This window comes from Martelella sp., assembly GCF_984369615.1.
Genome location: NZ_CFHTCS010000062.1, coordinates 1 through 16469, shown reverse-complemented (window position 1 = coordinate 16469; position 16469 = coordinate 1). Strand labels below are relative to the sequence as shown.

Sequence of the window (16469 nt, the reverse complement as noted above, 5' to 3'; positions counted from 1 at the left end):
GACCGGGTCGTTCACGCGATCAAGAAGCGCGCCCGCCGCATTCAGCGGCAGCTTCGGCAATAGAGCGGTTCCGGGAAAAGTGGATACGGGTTCTCCGGGCGAAAATCGGCAGCCTGCCCTGCATCACCGCGTCGACGAGGCGCGGGCGGCAAAGCCGGGACAACATGTCCGCCGAACGGACAGAGCGCATTTGGACCTGTCTTTCCCGCGCGCAAAGAGCGATTGTTGCCGCGTCCCAGCCTCAGCGCCATCAAACGGAGCCGTTCGCCATGACCGAGAAAACGATCCTGCCGCCGCTTGAGGACCGTGACTGGCCGGCGGTGATCGCCGACATGAAGGACGGTTTCGCCGGCACGCTGAACGTCTATCGCACCATGGCGCATCATCCGGACCTGCTCAGCGCCTGGGCGCCCCTGCGCCAGCATGTGGTGAAGGAAAGCGCGCTCGGGCAAGAGCGCTCGGAAGTGGTGATCCTCCGCGTCGCCTTCCGCCTCGGCGCAGCCTATGAGTGGAACCACCATGTTGATCGGGCAACAAAGCTCGGCTTTTCAGCACAACGCATCGCGGCCCTTCGCGCCGTGCCGGAAGGCGAGGACGGGCTGCTCGCCCGCGCCGTCGATATGCTGATTGACGCGCATCGTCTTTCGCCCGCGGTCGAGACAGCGCTTGCCGAAGCGTTCGGGCGGTCCGCCGTGTTCGACCTGATGGCAACGGTCGGCTTTTACTCCGTGCTCGGCTATATCGTGATGACCTATGGCACCCCGCTCGATTCCGGCATCGCCGATGTGTTTGCCGGGACGGGAGAATCACCGGTCAGTCCGGCGCGCCATTGAGGGCCGCGGCGATCCGCGCCGCGATTTCGGCAAGCGGCGCCGCGCCTGTCTCAAGCGCCTTTTCCGTCGTCATCGCCGAACGGATCCAGATCATCGAGACGCAGCCAGTAATACCTTCGCCACTCAGGATGGGCACGGCGAGCGAGGCGGTTTGCGGCCGGAACTCGCCGCCGTCGCGGATGGCGATGCCGCGCGCCCGCGTTTCCGCCAGCATGCGATCGAGAAACACCGGCGCAAGAAAAGGCTGGTCCGCCGGATCGCCGAGGCGGGTCAGATGTTCGAGGATATGGCGACGCTCCTCGTCCGGGCAGAAGGCGAGATAGGCCCGGCCGGCGGAGGTGCGCAGCATCGGCATGCGATAGCCGGTCATGGCGCGGTCGATGGAAAGCGGCGAGCGGTTATGCGTCGTTTCCTGGATCACCATGGAAAAATGGTCATGAACCGAAAGATCGAGCGGCCAGACAAGCCGCGCGGCGTATTCGGCGAAAACCGGACCGGAGACCTGGCAGAGTTCCGAGGTCGCGGCATAGCCATCGCCAAGGCTCGCGGCAAGCCGCGTCACCCTGACAAGGCTCGAACTCGGCGACAACGCCACATAGCCGGCCTCCTCCAGCGTTTCGAGCAGGCGGTAGACGGTCGGACGCGGAATGTCGAGCGCGCGGGCGATCTCGCCCACCCGCGCGGCGCCCCTGGCATTGATAAAGCGCAGGATCGCCAGTCCGCGCGTCAGTGCGCGCACGCCTTCATTCCTGCGCGGCCGTTTCGGCATCGGGTCATCCATTGTGAAGATATGGCATGCGGGCAATGGGTGTTGAAGTGGTTTCTGCCCTGCCACTTGGTTCAGAAGACGATTTGTTCCACGGCGCTGGCCGCCCACAATCTCCCCCTTTGAGGGGGAGATCGTTTGGTGCCGATCGACCTCCTTGCCTCTTCAACCGGCCGCCGCAGCGCCTCAGACTTCGTCGCGCACCGGATTGGTGAGCGTGCCGATGCCGGAGATCTCGACCTCGCAGACATCGCCGTCGCGCATGAAGAGCGGCGGCGTACGCCGCGCGCCGACGCCGCCCGGCGTGCCGGAGACGATGACGTCACCGGGCAGGAGCGGGAGGATGGTCGAGCAATAGGCGATCAGCTTCGGGATCGACGTAATCAGCAGCGAAACATCCGTGTCCTGAACGACCTGGCCGTTGAGCCGGGTCTGGAGGTAGAGTTTCGTCGGGTCCGGAATTTCGTCGGCGGTTACCATGAAGGGACCGAAGCCGCCGGTTCCGGCGAAGGTCTTGCCCGGCATGAACTGATGCGTGTGCTTCTGCCAGTCGCGCACCGAGCCGTCATTGTAGCAGGCATAGCCGGCGACATGGGACAGCGCTTCGGTCTCCGGGATCCGACGCCCCTCCTTTCCGATGATCACCGCGAGTTCGCCTTCATAGTCGAACTCGACGCTCTCCTTCGGGCGGATCAGCGGCTGGCCATGGCCGATCTGGCTGCCGGCATAGCGGGCGAAAAGCACGGGATTGACGGTTTCCTGCCGTCCGGTCTCCTCAACATGGGCATGATAATTGAGGCCGACGCAGATGATCTTGTCGGGATCGGGAATGACCGGCAGATGTTCGACCGCGTCGAAGGCGAAGTCGGCCGGCCCCTCAAGAAAGGCTTCGGCGCGGGTCGGATCGCCGGCGGCAAGAAAGGCGCGCAGCGATTTTTCCGGCAGGCGGCGGGCGAGATCGACGATCCCCTTGTCGGTGACGAGACCGTAGCTTGCGTTTCCGTTGATCAGATAAGAGCAGAGTTTCATGTGTCAGACCATTTCCGGGTGAGGCGTTTCAGAGGGGTTGGGAAGGACGAGCGCCAATAGCGCTTCGAGTTCGGCCCGGCTGTCGGCCGCGCCGAGCGTGTGGCGATCGGGGCGGATGACGGCAGCGCGGGTGCCGAGGCGGGCGAGGTGTTCGCCCGCATCCGGCGATGTTTTCGTGGTGACGAGACAGACGCTTTCGGGAAGGGCGAGCCCTTCGACGAGGTCGGCCTCCGCGACGACGACGAAGCGGTGGCGCATCGCCTCATCCATCAGCCGTCCGTCATTGAGACGCGGCTGGCCGAAGAGGCGGCCGGCTTTCTCGCCGCGCCCAAGGCCGGGGCCGAGCGGCGGGGCGATGCTCTCCATCCGCGCGGAACCGTCGGCTGCGGGAAGGGCGGCCTCCAGCGCCTCTTTCGTGCCGCAGGTATTGATCAACCCGCCGAGACGCACCGCGGTCTTGATATATTCGCGGGCATTCGGCTTGCGCTCGCTCTCATAGCTGTCGAGCAGCCGTTCGGACGCCGCTCCGCCAACCTTGCCCTGACAGACCAGCGCCAGTTTCCAGTAGAGATTGGCGACGTCGCGGGTGCCGGCGCACATGCCCTGTCCCATGAAGGGCGGCGTCTGGTGGCAGGCATCGCCGGCGAGAAAAAGCCGGCCCTTGCGCCAGTCCTCGGCCACCAAGGAATGGAAGACATAGACGGCGGCGCGTTCGAGTTCGGCCTCCTCCGCCTTCAGCCATGGCGCGAGGATCTCCCAGACCTTTTCCGGCCGGGTGATGGCGACGCTGTCCTCGTCGTCGAGCACGGTCAGCTCCCAGCGCCGCCTGAGGCCGGGTCCGCGCACATAGGTCGCCGGGCGCTCGGGCACGCAATACTGGATCGAATGATCGCCGAGTTCGGGCTTGTCTTGGTTGAGGATCACGTCGACCACCAGCCAGCGCTCGTGAAAACCGTAATCCTCCATGCCGGTCTCGATATAACGGCGCACGATCGAGCGGGCGCCGTCGCAGCCGACGACATAACCGGCCGTCACGTGCTCCACCTTGCCGCGGCTCATGTCCTCGAACCTCATTTCGACATGGTCGCCGCGATCTTCGATGTAAAAGACATCGGCGCGGGTGCGCACGGTCACGTTCTGATATCCGGAAAGGCGATCGCGCAGCAGCTTTTCGAGGTCCGGCTGATGAAAGCGGTAATTCGCCCGCCAGCCCTGCGGCCCAATGCCCTGCGGGCGCGGCCAGTCGAGCAGCAGTTTGCCGTTGCCATCGACAAAGCGCATGCCGGGATGCATTGCCGTCAGCGGCTCGATCGCCTCGGCGATGCCGATCCACTGGAAGACGCGCATCACCTCGGCGTCGAAATGCACCGCGCGCGGCAGGTGATAGGCCGCCGTCTCGCGCTCCAGCACCAGGACCTTCAGCCCGCACTGGGCGAGAAGATGAGCGAGCGTCGCGCCCGCCGGGCCGTAGCCGACAATGGCGACGTCAAAATGGGTGGCGTCGGAATAGTCCATATTCAGCCCTTTCGTTTGGCAAGTTCACCGAAAAGCCAGGGGCAATCGGCCACCGGCGGCGCGCGCCGGCCCCTGGCGGCCGCGTCGAGCCGCATGTCGCGCAGCCGTTTGCGGCCGCCCTCTTCGGTCAGGTAAAGCCGCTCATGTCCCCAGAAGCTCGGCCCGTCATGGGTCTCGTGCGGCTCCCAGGTTTTCGGGTCGATCAGCCGCCCGCCCCAGCCGTTCTCGACGAAGAAGCCCGACGGCGAGTTGGCGTAGAAGGAGGTCATGTAGTCATTGGTGTGGCGGCCAAGCGTGTAGGCGAGCCGACCTTCCTCGAGCCCGGCAAGGTCGTAACCCTGACCGACATCGTCGAGATTCTGGAACTCGACCATAAAATGATGGAAGCCGAGCCTTCCGGAACCGACCATGGCGAAGGAGTGGTGGCGCTCGTTCAGATGGAAGAAATAGAGGCCATAGGGCTCAAGCCCGTAATCGGAGACGTGGAAATCGAGAAGGTCGCGGTAAAACGGCATCATCACCGCGATGTCGGCCACATGCAGCACCGCATGGCCCATGCCGAGCGGCCCGGTCATGAACCCGTCGATCGGGCGGCCGGGCACGAAGGGGTCGCTTGCGATCATCGGCGCATGAAACAGTTCGACGCGATTGCCGCCCGGATCGGCAAAGTGGATGAGATCGCCGACGAAGCGGCGGTCGGCGAGTTCGCGAGACCCCCGCGCCACCTTCACGCCGGCTCGGTCGAGCCTCGCCGCATAAGCTTCGAGGTCGTCGCGGTCTTCGACTTCAAAGCCGAGGAAGGCGAGCGTTTCTCCAGGCTCGTCGGAAACGAGGAGGCGCTGCACCCGATCATCCATGCGGAAGGCCATCGCCTTGCCGCCGCGATCGATCTTCTGCATGCCGAGCAGTTTTCCGGCGAAGTCGGACCACTCGTCGAGTCGGTCGGAGCGCACGCCGAGATAGCCCAGCGCATTGATTGCCATGGTCTTTCTCCCTCAGAAATTGAATATTGAGGCCCGAGCATAGCCGCAGGTTCCGGCTCTTTTCAGGACCAATCCGCGTCCGTCCGCAGGGCGGACGCGGATCGCCGCAGCGTTATTCGGCCGAAGCCTTGCGGGCCGTTTCGAGCACGGCTTTCGCCGCCTCGGGGTCGCTCTGCTCGCCGATCCACCTGTCGGCAGCGCCCGAAAGCGCGTCGTTCCAGAGGGCCATGTCGGCTTCCGTCAGCGCGACGAAGTCAACCTTGCCGGCAGCGCGGTAGTCGGCCTCGATCGCGGCGTCGGCGGCATCGACGGTGGCTGCGATCTTTGCCGCTTGGCTCGTTCCCGACATCGCGTCGATCACGGCGCGGTCGGCCTCGGGCAGGGCCTCATAGGTCCTTTTGTTCATCAGGATCGCCATCGGCTGGGCGGTGAATTTCAGCGTCGTGATCGATGGCGCCACCTCGTCGAGGCGGAAGGTCTTGTAGGCATCCATCACCCAGGCGGCGCCGGAGACCACGCCGCGCTCGAGATTCTCATAGACTTGCGGCGCCGGGATGGAGACGCCCGAGGCCCCGAGCATTTCGTAGAGCGTCGAGCCGAACTGCGAGGGCGTGCGCAGCTTCAGTCCCGCCATCTGGTCCGGCGTCGTCACGCCATTGCCGGTCATGAACAGGCGGTAGCCGGGCGTGGTGAAGAGCGCGATGACCTTGTAGTCGGCATATTCCCCGTCAAGCGCGCCGTCTTCGGTCAGCGCGCTCAGAATGTGCGTGCCCTGCTCGGAGCTTCGGGCAAGGCCGGGCACCTCGACGACGCCCGACATCGGAAACAGGCCCGGCGTATAGGTCGGCACCACCAGCGCGACATCGGCGACGCCGGCCTTCACCAGTTCGGCCTGGGCTGGCGGCGCGCCGAGAATGGCGCCCGGATAGAGCTTGAAGGCGTTGCCCTTCGAAAGCTTCGCATTGACCGCATCGATCCAGGGCTGCAGGATCTGCGCGGAATAGAAGCCCTGCGGCGGCTCGTGCGAGGAGACCCGCATTTCCCGGGCCTGCGCCGCAAGCGGCGCCCCGAGAACCAGCGCCAGAGCGGCGGCCTTTAACAAAAGTCTGAACATCATTCTTCCTCCCGTGATGACAGTTCGTGAAACTAGAATGCGTGGCTCGGAAGCCAGGTGACGATGGCCGGGATCGCGATGATCACCGACACGCGGACGAGATCGGCCAGGACGAAGGGGGTAACCCCGCGCCAGAGTTCCACCATCGAAATCTCGCGATTGGTGGTTTTCAGGACGAAAAGATTCATGCCGACCGGCGGCGTGATCAGCCCCATTTCGACAACCATGACCGCGAAGATGCCGAACCAGACGAGGTCGATGCCGGCGCTGCTCGCGATCGGCACGAACAGCGGCACGGTCAAAAGCAGCATGGCGAGGCTGTCCATCAGCGTGCCGAGCACCAGATAGATCGCCAGCATCAGCAGGATCACCAGGATCGGCTCGCCGGTGATGCCGGAGAAAAGGCCGGTGAGCGAGAAGGGCAGACCGGAAAGGGCCAGAAAGAAATTGAACAGGTTGGCGGCGATCAGCACCAGATAGAGAGCGCCGCAGGTGAGCGCGGTATCCGTGGCGGCGGCAAAGAAGCCGGACGCCGTCAACCGCCTGGAGAGGAGCCCGTAGGCGAGCACCACCGCCGCGCCGACGGCGGCCGTTTCATTGGCGGTGAAGATGCCCGTATAAAGCCCGCCCATGATCAGCCCGAAGATTGCCGTCGGCGGAACGAGTTCGCGGATCGCCGCCAGACGTTCGGCTGTGCCGGCCTTGTCGCGCTTCGGCGCTTTCGACCAGCCGAAGGCGATCGGCAGCCAGATCGCCAGGCAGTAGAGCAGAACGGCAAGAACGATCGGACCGGCGGTCGCGAGCAGCAGCGAGCGGATCGACTGTTCGGCGATGAAGGCGTAGATGACCAGCACCGTCGATGGCGGAATGAGAATGCCGAGGGTGCCGCCGGCGGCAACCGATCCGGCCGAAAGCGAGGGCGTGTAGCCGGCCGCGCGCATTTCCGGCAAGGCAATGCGACCCATGGTGGCGGTGGTGGCGAGCGAGGAGCCCGAAATCATGCCGAAACCCGCGGACGCGCCGATGGTGGCGAGCGCCAGCCCGCCGCGCCGGTGGCCGATCAGAACGGCCATCGAGCGGTAGAGGCTTGAAGACAGCCCGCTGCGGGCGGCAAGGTTGCCCATCAGCACGAACAGCGGCAGCATGGTAAGCGTGTAGTTGGTGACGCTGTCCCAGACCGTCGTCGCCCCCATGGCGACCATGCCGGAAACGCCGATGATCAGCGCCGTGCCGGTGATGCCGACGAGGCCGAGCGCCACGGCGACCGGAATTTCGAGAAAGATCATCAGGATGGCGGCGGCAAAGCCGGCGCCGCCGAGGAAAAGCCCGCTCATTCGCCTGTCCCCCTGCCTTTGAACTCAAGCCAGAGCCCGACCAGAGCCGCAACCGCGGCCGCCGCCAGCGCGGCGGTGACGATGATAAGAAGCAGCGGCATCGGCAGCCGCAGATCCGGCGTCGTTTCCGGCGACCCGATCTTGGACAGCGCATTGGCGGCAACGATCCAGAGCAGCAGCGCGGCGAAGACCGCGGAGGCTGCCGCGCCGAGAAGGCCGAGCGGCCGCGACAGGCGGCCGGGCATCAGTTCCGACATCAGCTTTGCCGAGACATGGGTGCGCGTCGCGTAGCAGACCGGGATCGACAACAGCGCGCCCAGCCCGATCGAATAGGAGGTGAGCTCGATCGCCGCCGGAACGTTGCGTCCGAGAAGCGCGCGCATGGCGACATCGGTGACCGTGACGCCTGCGCCGACGAGAAAACACCCGGCCGCAACGGCCAGAAGAACCGTCGACACGATTGTCTTGCGTCTTTCGGCCATCAGATCTGCCTTCCGCCGGCACAGGGACACTGTCGGCCCCGCATGACAGTGCGCGCTTCGTGTTCATTATGCTGCATACTTCCTCCCGGTCGATGCACTGCTTCCTCCGTTTAAGCTTCTAGAAGCAAGAACCCGAAAAAGGGAGGCGCAGCATCAAACTGTCCGCCAGGCGGACGCATTGCTTGAGCCAGATCAATGCGCCGCGACCACCGAACGTCTTCCGCCGTGCGACCGGCAGGACCTTGATCGGCTCGGGCGCCGTTTCTTCCATGTCCGGCACAATCATTCGCGATCGCGCACGGGCTCGAAGCATGCTTGACTTTCGTCTGGTAAAACTTTACTAAAGCTTACTAACGCACGCCGGACAGTTCGTGGAGGGACCGCCGGCGGCGAGGGAGGAGACAGAATGGCCGGGATCGAACTCCGCCGATTACGCAAATCCTACGGGGCTTTCGAGGCCATTCCCGCCATCGACCTCACGATTGAGGACGGCGAATTCTGCATATTCGTCGGACCATCCGGTTGCGGCAAATCCACATTACTCAGAACGATCGCGGGCCTTGAGGATGCGAGCGCAGGCGAGATCCTGATCGGCGGCGAAGAGGTCAGCCGACGCCACCCGGGAGAGCGCGGCGCGGCGATGGTCTTCCAGAACTATGCGCTCTACCCGCACATGACCGTGCGCCAGAACATGGGCTACGCGCTCAAGATCGCGAAAAAGCCGAAGGAAGAGATCAAGGCAACGGTCGAGCGCGCCGCCCGCACCCTTGGTCTTGAGGATCTGCTGGAGCGCAAGCCATCCGAACTTTCCGGCGGCCAGCGACAGCGCGTGGCAATCGGGCGGGCGATCGTGCGCGATCCGAAGGTGTTTCTCTTCGACGAACCGCTTTCCAATCTCGATGCAGAACTCCGCACGCGCATGCGCCTCGAGCTTGCCGACCTTCATCGTTCGCTCGGGGTCACCATGGTCTATGTCACCCATGATCAGGTCGAGGCGATGACGCTCGCCGACCGTATCGTGGTGCTGCGCTCCGGGCGGATCGAGCAGGTCGGCTCGCCGCTCGACCTTTACGACAACCCCGAAAACCTGTTTGTCGCGCGCTTCATCGGATCGCCGTCTATGAACATTCTGAAGGCAGAGGCCGAGGCCGACGGCATCCGCCTGACCGGGATTGATTGCCCGCCCTTGCCCCGGCCGGATTTCGTCCCGGCCGCGTGGCGCGGCCCGCTCGGCATCAGGCCCGAACACCTTCGGCTCGGCGCCGGCGGAATGGAGGTCCGTCTGCGCGCCGTCGAACATCTGGGCGGCGTCACCTACGGCTATGCGACGCTTGCGGACGGAACCGAGCTCTGCGTCGATCTTCAGGGCCACAGGAAGATGGCGGCCGGAGACAGCGTCGCGCTCGCCATCCCCACGGAGCGGGCATTCTTCTTCGACCAGAAAACGGAGAGAAGGCTCCGTTAGCGCGTTTCCGGACGGAAAACCGGTATCCACTTTTCCTGGAAACGCTTTAACTTTCAGCACGGGAGGACATAATGCTGAAATCGATACTCAAGGGCAGCGCCGCAACGCTGATTGCGTCCGGCATCATGGCCGGTGCGGCGCATGCCGAGGAAATCCGCATCTATTTCAATGCTGGCCACGGCTATGACACCTATCTTGAAGTCTTCGAGGAATTCGAGGCCGACAATCCCGGCTGGACCGTCGCCTTCGAACGTTACCAGTGGCCGGACCTGCGCACCAAGCTGGTGGCCGATTTCGCCGCCGGCAATCCGCCCGACCTCGTTGCAGAACCCGGCGCCTGGGTGCCGGAATTCGCCCAGCAGGGCCTGCTCTACAACCTCGACGATCTTGCAGCGCGTGACAGGGCGGAATTCGACTATCCCGGCGACTGGCAGGACGCCTCGGTCAGGAAGAATACGGTCGACGGCTCGCTCTACGGCGTCCAGATCCACCTGACCTGCGCGACCCTGCTCTATAATGTCGATATGCTCAAGGAAGCGGGCTACGACAATCCGCCGACGAACTGGGAAGAGTTCCGGGAGATCGCGAAGGCGACCACCAGGAACGGCGTCTTCGGCTTCGCGCCCAATGCGGTCTGGGCCTATTCCATGCCCTGGGTGATGCAGAACGGCGGCCGGTATTATGATCCCGAAACCGGCAAGATCGCCTTCGGAAGCGAGGCGGCGGCAGAGGGCGTGCAGTTTCTGTCGGACCTGATCCATGAGGACCGCTCCGCCCCGGTTCCCGTCACGGGGGCCGATTACGAGGGCCCGCAACGGCTCTTCACCGCCGGTCGCGCCGCGATGATCATCACCGGACCCTGGGACATCAACCCCATTCGCACCGGCAATCCCGACCTTAACTGGGCGGTTGCGCCGTCGCTGAAGGAAGTCGAGCAGGCAACGATCCAGGGCGGCGTCAGCCTGATGATTCCCAAGGAGGCGCAATATCCCGAACAGGCCTGGGACCTGATCAAGCGCCTGACGGCCGTCGATGTCGAGGTCGCCACCTCGCTGCAATATTCGATGACCATGCCGCGCAAGTCCTGGCTGGAAGATCCTGAAGTGCAGGCCGATCCGATTCTCGGCCAGTTCGGCGCCTGCCTTCCCTATTCGCGCGACGTGACGCTCGAGCTGCGCCAGGCCGGAAAGTACAATCCCGCCATCGACGAAGTGCTCAACGGCGCCATTGACGAGGTCTTGTTCGCCAATGAGCCGGCGGCCGAGGTGCTTGCTGCGGCCGAGGATGAGGCCAACGCGATTCTTGCCAACGAATGAACAGGAGCATGCCCCGGTCGCCGGTTGCGCCGGGGCATGCCGCTTTCTATCGGGGAATAACGGGATGACCTACAAAACCAGGCGGACATTGACAGCCTATGCCTTTCTGTCGCCGGCCATCGTCTATTTCCTGATCTACTTCTTCTGGCCGATCGCGATCGAGTTATGGGCAAGCTTCAGAAGCGGCCAGCCGCTGATCGGCGACTCCGCCTTCGTCGGGCTGAAGAACTACGCCCATATCCTGAATGACAGGTTGGCGATCAAGGCGATCAAGGCAACGCTGATCTACGCGATCGGCAGCGTGGTCTTCACGCTGGTTCTGGCGCTGGGGCTTTCGGCGCTTCTGGTCGGCCCGGTCAGGGCGCGCAACGGCATACGGGCAATCCTGTTCTTCCCCTACATCATCTCCTTCGTGATCTCGGCGCTGATGTGGCGGGCGATCCTCGATCCCTATACCGGACTGCTCAATGCGGCGCTCGCAAGCGTCGGTCTTCCGCAGCAATTCTGGCTGGTCAATCCCGATACGGCGATCTGGACGCTGATCGCGGTCTCCGTCTGGAAGGATCTCGGCTATGCGGTGCTGATCTATATTGCCGCCATCCAGGGCATTCCCGCCCATCTCTACGAGGCCGCACGCATGGACGGCGCCAGGCGCCACCATCTGTTCCGCGACATCACCCTGCCGCTGCTGATGCCGACCACGCTGTTTCTCGCCGTGGTCATCATGATCGCGTCGCTCCAGGAAATGGCGCTGCCCTATCTGATGACCCAGGGCGGACCGGCAAACGCCACGCGGCTCTATTCGCTGCATGTCTACGAGACCGCCTTCCAGGGGCTCAACATCGGCTATGCCTCTGCCCTCTCCTTCGCCATGTTCATGCTGATCCTGTTGATCACATGGGCCCAGTTCAAGCTGCTTCACCGCGACATAAGGCACGTATGAGGACGACATGGCCCGCAAGGACAATCACAAAACAGTATCGAAACTGCTGATCTACCCGCTTCTGGCCTTCTTCGTCCTGATGGCGGTTTTGCCGTTCCTCTATATGGTTTCGCTTTCGCTACAGAGCGACGCGGAGATGTTCTCCGGCCAGGTGGTCGTCATTCCCGAGAGCCTGCAGTTTTCGAACTACGTGACGATCTGGGAAAAGGCGCCTTTCGCGCGCTTCATGCTCAACTCCCTGATCGTGGCCGGAACGATCACGCTGCTGCATGTGCTGTTCGATCCGCTGATCGGCTACGTCTTTGCCAAGATGGAGTTTCCGGGAAAGCGGTTCATGTTCGTTTCGCTGCTGGCGACGCTGATGATCCCGTTCTTCATCAGGCTCATCCCGCTTTACGTGATGACGGCAGAAATGGGCCTTCTCAACACCTATCCGGGCCTGATCCTGCCCTTTGCCATGAGCGCTTTCGGCATTTTCCTGATGCGCCAGTTCATCATGCCGATCCCGGACGACCTGGTGGCGGCCGCCCGGCTCGACGGGGCGAGCGAGTTCAGGATTTTCATCGATATCGTCCTTCCGCAGCTCAAACCCGCGATCGCGACGCTGGCGCTCCTCACCTTCGTCTTTCAGTTCAATGAGTTCATCTGGCCGCTGGTGGCCGTCTCATCCGAGAGCATGCGTCCGATCACCACCGGGCTTACCCTTTTCAACCAGGAATTCTTTACCCAATGGAATCTCACAGCCGTGGGCGGCATGCTTCTGTTCCTGCCCTGCTTTCTGCTCTTCGTCATCATGCAGCGCTATTTCGTGCAGAGCGTCATGCTCTCCGGCATGAAGTGAGGGAGAGGTCATGACGAAACGCCCGAATGTACTGGTCTTCTTCACGGACCAGCAACGCTGGGACACGGTCGGCGCCCATGGCAACCCTCTGGATCTGACCCCCAATTTCGACCGGATGGCCGAAAAGGGACGCTTCATCCGCAACTCCTTTACCTGCCAGCCGGTCTGCGGACCCGCCCGCTCCGCCTTCCAGACGGGCAAATACCCGACCACGACCGGTTGCTATCGCAATGACATACCGCTGCCCCCCGGCGAAAAGACGCTTGCGCACTATTTCGGCGAGGCCGGCTACGAAACCGGCTATATCGGCAAATGGCATCTGGCGGAGACCGACCCCGTGCCCCAGAGCCAGCAGGGCGGCTATGACGACTGGCTTGCAGCCAATATCCTGGAGTTCACCTCCTGGCCCTATCAAACCGATCTCTTCGATCGCGAAGGCGAGCGTCACCGTCTGCCGGGCTACCGGGTCGATGCGCTGAGCGATGCGGCAATTCGCTATATCGACCGGGAGCGCGACAAACCCTTCTTCCTGTTCCTCTCCTTCCTGGAGCCGCACCATCAGAACCAGGACGACAACTACCCGGCGCCGGTGGGCTACGCGGATCGGATCGCCCGGCGGATCACGTCCTACCCTTCCGATCTCGAGACGCTGGGCGGCACGACGCGGGAACACTATCACGGCTATATGGGCATGGTCGCGCGGCTCGACGAAGCCTTCGGCCGCATTCTCGACGCCCTGATCTCGCGCGGCGAACTCGACAATACCATCATCCTGTTCACCTCCGATCACGGCTGCCATTTCAAGACCCGCAACGCCGAATACAAGCGCTCCTGTCACGAAGCCTCGATCAGGGTGCCGACGCTGCTGGCCGGTCCCGGGCTCGACGGCAAGGGGGATATCACCCGTGCCGCCTCGCTGATCGACCTGCCGCCGACCTTGCTCGATGCCGCCGGCATCGCCGTACCGGCCGCGATGGAAGGGCGGTCGCTCCTCAGGCCGACCGACCGGCCTGAGGACGAGGTGTTCATCCAGATCAGCGAAAGCCAGGTCGGGCGCGCGCTCAGGGCCGGCCGATGGAAATACTGCGTCGCCGATCCTGACGCCGACGGCTGGAGCGACAGCGCCAGCCGGCGCTATGTGGAAACGCACCTCTACGATCTGGAGCGCGACCCGGCCGAACTTGACAATCTCGTCGCCGCGCCCGACTACGCTGAGGTTCGGGACGAACTGGCAAAACGGCTTGCCGCCCGTATCATCGCGGCCGGCGAAGCGCCCGCGGAGATCGTCCCGGCAAACTGACGGGCAGAAAGGGACGGGTGCATGGTAACGCTGAAGGAGATCGCCAAGCGGACCGGGGTCGCGGAATCAACCATCTCGCGTATTCTCAACCGCGATCCGACCCTTTCGATCTCCGATGAAAAGCGTCGCCGCGTGGTCGAGACGGCCGAGGCGCTGCAATATGTGATGCGACGGTCACGCGGCAGCCGAAAGGAAGACGCCTCAATCGCGCTGCGCCGCCCCGGCGACCTCCGGTCGGTGATGATCGTGCACTTTCTTTCCAGCGCCTCCGAACTCTCCCAGCCCTTCTATGTCGGCCTGCGCCAGGGCATCGAAGCGCGCGCGGAAGCCTATGGCATGGCGACGACAAGGCTCTTTGCCGGCGAGTTTGATCCGGCGATGATCACCCGCAGCCGCAATGTGGGTATCATCTCGGTCGGCGATCTTCCCGACGGCCATCTGGAGGCGATCCGCGCGCTCGGCGTCCCGATCGTCCTTGCCCATCCGCAGGAAAAACCCGTCGATGTCGACGTCGCCTATGTCGACCTGTGGAGCGCATCCACCCGACTTTGCGAATGGCTTTTGACGCGCGGCGTCAGGCTGCCGGCCCTTGTCGGCGTTCAGGGCGCCCAGTCGCGACGGCTGGCCGCGTTCCGGTCGGTGATGACAGAGGCAGGCCTATTTGACCCGGACTATGTTGCCTATGCGAAAGACTCCTCCGACAACGGGCAGGACCAGATACGCGCCTTGTTTTCAGGCCTTGCGGATAGGGGCAAGCCGCTGCCGGACGCCGTGGTGGTCTATGCGGACCGCACGGCGGTGGAGGTCTACCGCGGACTTGAAAAGGCGGAACTGTCGATCCCCCGGGATGTCCAGGTTGTTGCCTTCAACGACAGTTCGATCGCCCATATGCTCGCGCCCAAGCTCTCCACCCTGCGTCTGGAAGCCGGCGTCATCGGAGAGACCGCGGTCGACCTGCTGATGGAGAGGCATGGCGGTCGCAAGGCTGCGAAACACGTGGAGATTCTGCCCACCATCATTGAGCGCGGCAGCACGCGCAAACCATGATTTTTCGGCCCGGCCGGCCGGCCTGAAGCTGTGGTTCCGCTGAAGCCTTTGTCGAAGATCCTGTCCATCCGTCGGATTCACGCCCGGCGGCCGCTTGGAAAAGCGGCGATGCGAACGGCTCATCCGCCTTCCGGGACGAGAAGGCGATCAGTTCTGGCCGGCGTCGAGGCGCGCGACGCCCGAGAGGCCGGGCGCGCGCATAGCGCGCTTCCGCTTTTCCTGGAAACGCTCAAAAACCTACTCGATCGCCAGCGTCATGTTGACGGTGATCGTGTAGGTGTTCTCGCCGGCGGCGATCGGCGGCGCGCCTTCGGCCTTCGCCATCATCATATCGGACCGGGCGAACATCATCGGCTGCGGCATGGAGCTTTGCTCCGAAATCGACAGCACATTGCCGAGCGAGACGCCGGCGGCCTCGGCAAGCGTCTCCGCCTTGGCGAGCGCCCTGGCGACGGCCTCGCGCCGCGCCTCGTCCTCGGCCGCGGACGGATCGCTGTTGGAAAGGGCGATTCCGCCGCCCGAATTGACGCCGAGAGCGACCGCGCGATCGAGCACCGCCCCGAGTTTTGCAAGGTCGCGCACCCTCACGTTCAGCCCGTTGCGCACCTCGTAGCCGACGATCTCGCTTTGCGTCGAGCCGTCGGGGGCCTTGACCTGCTCGTAGCGCGGGCTGACGGAGAAGTTTGCGGTCTGGATATCCCTTTCCGCGATACCGTCCTCCTTCAGGGCTGCGATCACCTTCTGCATGGCGCTCGCATTGTCGGCCATGGCGGTTGACGTGTCGTCCGCCTGGCTGATGACGGAAAGCGAGACAGTCGCCATGTCCGGCACCAGCGTCGCGTCACCCTCGGCCGAGATCGAGATCGTCGCCGGATTTTCCGGAGATTGGGCAAGCGCAGCGCCGCCTGCGAACGGAAGCGCGAGAACAAGCCCGGCGGCTGCGATGCGAACCGGAAGATTGGCCATGGGAAATCCCTCCTTGAAAAAAAGCCGTGAGCGCAGTCTTGTCCGGTAATTGTGAAGCCAATGCGGCAAAACGGACGCCCACGCGCCGGATAGCAGACTGCCTCGGTCCGCCTTGCGTAGCAGCAAGGATTGCCTGCGGCAACGGACAACCTTTTTCGAAGGCGGTCGATGACCATCGCATCGCGCCGCCGCCGCGCCTTGGGTGGGTAGAAATGCCCTTTTCAGAGGCCGGTGTTTGCCGCCGGCATGGGGCCTTGACGACTGGCGGCGGCAAGCGGGCGACGCGCGCGCCGCAGCCTTCTCGCCGGCGCGGAAACGTGCGGCCTTCCTGTTGGCGGAGCGCCCCGTCGGCAAGCCTCGGCGGGATCGCAGGCACGACCGCGGCGAGACTTGCCGTGGTTTCGAATTTGGGGTAGTCGGAAGAACCGCGCCGGGAGCCATTGCCGGCGCGGCGCCGGACAAACCGTCTGACGTCCGGACGGGCCTGTAGCTCAATGGTTAGAGCCGGCGGCTCATAACCGCTTGGTTGGGGGTT

General features: G+C 63.8%; 16 protein-coding genes. 7 read left to right on the top strand and 9 right to left on the bottom strand.

Translation table 11 applies throughout. The features are described 5' to 3' along the window. The first annotated feature begins 269 nt into the window (after nucleotides 1-269). Nucleotides 270-833, top strand: coding sequence for a carboxymuconolactone decarboxylase family protein (locus tag AC5DC2_RS07635; RefSeq protein WP_491698082.1), 564 nt, complete (start codon nucleotides 270-272; stop codon nucleotides 831-833). Here AC5DC2_RS07635 and AC5DC2_RS07630 read toward each other — a convergent pair. The 8 genes from AC5DC2_RS07630 to AC5DC2_RS07595 all read right to left on the bottom strand — a co-directional run bounded on the left by AC5DC2_RS07630 (nucleotide 814) and on the right by AC5DC2_RS07595 (nucleotide 8342). Continuing rightward, a complete protein-coding gene (locus AC5DC2_RS07630; RefSeq protein WP_491698081.1) occupies nucleotides 814-1614 on the bottom strand; it encodes a DNA-binding transcriptional regulator in 801 nt (266 codons plus the stop codon). The two genes, AC5DC2_RS07635 and AC5DC2_RS07630, sit on opposite strands and share 20 nt — an antisense overlap. A 171-nt stretch (nucleotides 1615-1785) precedes the next feature. Next, nucleotides 1786-2628, bottom strand: coding sequence for a fumarylacetoacetate hydrolase family protein (locus AC5DC2_RS07625; protein WP_491698080.1), 843 nt, complete (start codon nucleotides 2626-2628; stop codon nucleotides 1786-1788). Between the two features lie 3 nt (nucleotides 2629-2631). Next, nucleotides 2632-4143, bottom strand: a complete 1512-nt coding sequence (mhpA, locus tag AC5DC2_RS07620; protein ID WP_491698079.1) for a bifunctional 3-(3-hydroxy-phenyl)propionate/3-hydroxycinnamic acid hydroxylase MhpA — start codon at nucleotides 4141-4143, stop codon at nucleotides 2632-2634. Nucleotides 4144-4145: 2 nt separating this feature from the next. Further along, complete coding sequence (locus AC5DC2_RS07615; RefSeq protein ID WP_491698078.1) at nucleotides 4146-5126, bottom strand: VOC family protein; 981 nt, start codon at nucleotides 5124-5126, stop codon at nucleotides 4146-4148. Between the two features lie 112 nt (nucleotides 5127-5238). Beyond that, nucleotides 5239-6243: a TRAP transporter substrate-binding protein gene (locus AC5DC2_RS07610; RefSeq protein WP_491698077.1), complete on the bottom strand. Its 1005-nt coding sequence runs from the start codon at nucleotides 6241-6243 to the stop codon at nucleotides 5239-5241. Between the two features lie 29 nt (nucleotides 6244-6272). Further along, nucleotides 6273-7574, bottom strand: a complete 1302-nt coding sequence (locus AC5DC2_RS07605) for a TRAP transporter large permease (RefSeq protein ID WP_061449922.1) — start codon at nucleotides 7572-7574, stop codon at nucleotides 6273-6275. Beyond that, a complete protein-coding gene (locus AC5DC2_RS07600) occupies nucleotides 7571-8056 on the bottom strand; it encodes a TRAP transporter small permease (RefSeq protein ID WP_491698076.1) in 486 nt (161 codons plus the stop codon). The genes AC5DC2_RS07605 and AC5DC2_RS07600 overlap by 4 nt, the downstream gene beginning before the upstream one ends. Nucleotides 8057-8174: 118 nt before the next feature. Next, entirely contained in the window at nucleotides 8175-8342 is a 168-nt protein-coding gene (locus AC5DC2_RS07595) for a hypothetical protein (RefSeq protein WP_491698075.1), read from the bottom strand. Nucleotides 8343-8462: 120 nt separating this feature from the next. Here AC5DC2_RS07595 and AC5DC2_RS07590 point away from each other — a divergent pair, with 120 nt between their 5' ends. The 6 genes from AC5DC2_RS07590 to AC5DC2_RS07565 all read left to right on the top strand — a co-directional run bounded on the left by AC5DC2_RS07590 (nucleotide 8463) and on the right by AC5DC2_RS07565 (nucleotide 14968). After that, nucleotides 8463-9521 carry an ABC transporter ATP-binding protein gene (locus AC5DC2_RS07590; RefSeq protein WP_024708738.1) on the top strand — a complete coding sequence of 353 codons (1059 nt, stop codon included), beginning with the start codon at nucleotides 8463-8465 and terminating at the stop codon, nucleotides 9519-9521. Between the two features lie 71 nt (nucleotides 9522-9592). After that, complete coding sequence (locus tag AC5DC2_RS07585; protein ID WP_491698074.1) at nucleotides 9593-10837, top strand: ABC transporter substrate-binding protein; 1245 nt, start codon at nucleotides 9593-9595, stop codon at nucleotides 10835-10837. A gap of 64 nt (nucleotides 10838-10901) precedes the next feature. Then, nucleotides 10902-11780, top strand: a complete 879-nt coding sequence (locus tag AC5DC2_RS07580) for a carbohydrate ABC transporter permease (RefSeq protein WP_024708740.1) — start codon at nucleotides 10902-10904, stop codon at nucleotides 11778-11780. Nucleotides 11781-11787: 7 nt separating this feature from the next. After that, complete coding sequence (locus tag AC5DC2_RS07575; RefSeq protein ID WP_491698073.1) at nucleotides 11788-12621, top strand: carbohydrate ABC transporter permease; 834 nt, start codon at nucleotides 11788-11790, stop codon at nucleotides 12619-12621. Between the two features lie 10 nt (nucleotides 12622-12631). Next, on the top strand, nucleotides 12632-13921 hold the full coding sequence (locus tag AC5DC2_RS07570; RefSeq protein WP_491698072.1) for a sulfatase family protein: 1290 nt from the start codon (nucleotides 12632-12634) through the stop codon (nucleotides 13919-13921). 21 nt (nucleotides 13922-13942) lie between these two features. Further along, nucleotides 13943-14968, top strand: coding sequence for a LacI family DNA-binding transcriptional regulator (locus tag AC5DC2_RS07565; RefSeq protein ID WP_491698071.1), 1026 nt, complete (start codon nucleotides 13943-13945; stop codon nucleotides 14966-14968). Between the two features lie 237 nt (nucleotides 14969-15205). On the opposite strand, the gene AC5DC2_RS07560 is transcribed toward AC5DC2_RS07565, so the two are convergent. Then, nucleotides 15206-15934 (bottom strand): SIMPL domain-containing protein, encoded by a 729-nt coding sequence (locus AC5DC2_RS07560; RefSeq protein ID WP_491698070.1) that lies wholly within the window; start codon nucleotides 15932-15934, stop codon nucleotides 15206-15208. Between the last annotated feature and the right edge of the window lie 535 nt (nucleotides 15935-16469).

Bases quoted from the DNA above. Each gene is read 5' to 3' on its own strand.
- AC5DC2_RS07635 (WP_491698082.1), top strand. From the start codon at position 270: ATGACCGAGAAAACGATCCTGCCGCCGCTTGAGGACCGTGACTGGCCG.
- AC5DC2_RS07630 (WP_491698081.1), bottom strand. From the start codon at position 1,614: ATGGATGACCCGATGCCGAAACGGCCGCGCAGGAATGAAGGCGTGCGC.
- AC5DC2_RS07625 (WP_491698080.1), bottom strand. From the start codon at position 2,628: ATGAAACTCTGCTCTTATCTGATCAACGGAAACGCAAGCTACGGTCTC.
- mhpA (WP_491698079.1), bottom strand. From the start codon at position 4,143: ATGGACTATTCCGACGCCACCCATTTTGACGTCGCCATTGTCGGCTAC.
- AC5DC2_RS07615 (WP_491698078.1), bottom strand. From the start codon at position 5,126: ATGGCAATCAATGCGCTGGGCTATCTCGGCGTGCGCTCCGACCGACTC.
- AC5DC2_RS07610 (WP_491698077.1), bottom strand. From the start codon at position 6,243: ATGATGTTCAGACTTTTGTTAAAGGCCGCCGCTCTGGCGCTGGTTCTC.
- AC5DC2_RS07605 (WP_061449922.1), bottom strand. From the start codon at position 7,574: ATGAGCGGGCTTTTCCTCGGCGGCGCCGGCTTTGCCGCCGCCATCCTG.
- AC5DC2_RS07600 (WP_491698076.1), bottom strand. From the start codon at position 8,056: ATGGCCGAAAGACGCAAGACAATCGTGTCGACGGTTCTTCTGGCCGTT.
- AC5DC2_RS07595 (WP_491698075.1), bottom strand. From the start codon at position 8,342: ATGATTGTGCCGGACATGGAAGAAACGGCGCCCGAGCCGATCAAGGTC.
- AC5DC2_RS07590 (WP_024708738.1), top strand. From the start codon at position 8,463: ATGGCCGGGATCGAACTCCGCCGATTACGCAAATCCTACGGGGCTTTC.
- AC5DC2_RS07585 (WP_491698074.1), top strand. From the start codon at position 9,593: ATGCTGAAATCGATACTCAAGGGCAGCGCCGCAACGCTGATTGCGTCC.
- AC5DC2_RS07580 (WP_024708740.1), top strand. From the start codon at position 10,902: ATGACCTACAAAACCAGGCGGACATTGACAGCCTATGCCTTTCTGTCG.
- AC5DC2_RS07575 (WP_491698073.1), top strand. From the start codon at position 11,788: ATGGCCCGCAAGGACAATCACAAAACAGTATCGAAACTGCTGATCTAC.
- AC5DC2_RS07570 (WP_491698072.1), top strand. From the start codon at position 12,632: ATGACGAAACGCCCGAATGTACTGGTCTTCTTCACGGACCAGCAACGC.
- AC5DC2_RS07565 (WP_491698071.1), top strand. From the start codon at position 13,943: ATGGTAACGCTGAAGGAGATCGCCAAGCGGACCGGGGTCGCGGAATCA.
- AC5DC2_RS07560 (WP_491698070.1), bottom strand. From the start codon at position 15,934: ATGGCCAATCTTCCGGTTCGCATCGCAGCCGCCGGGCTTGTTCTCGCG.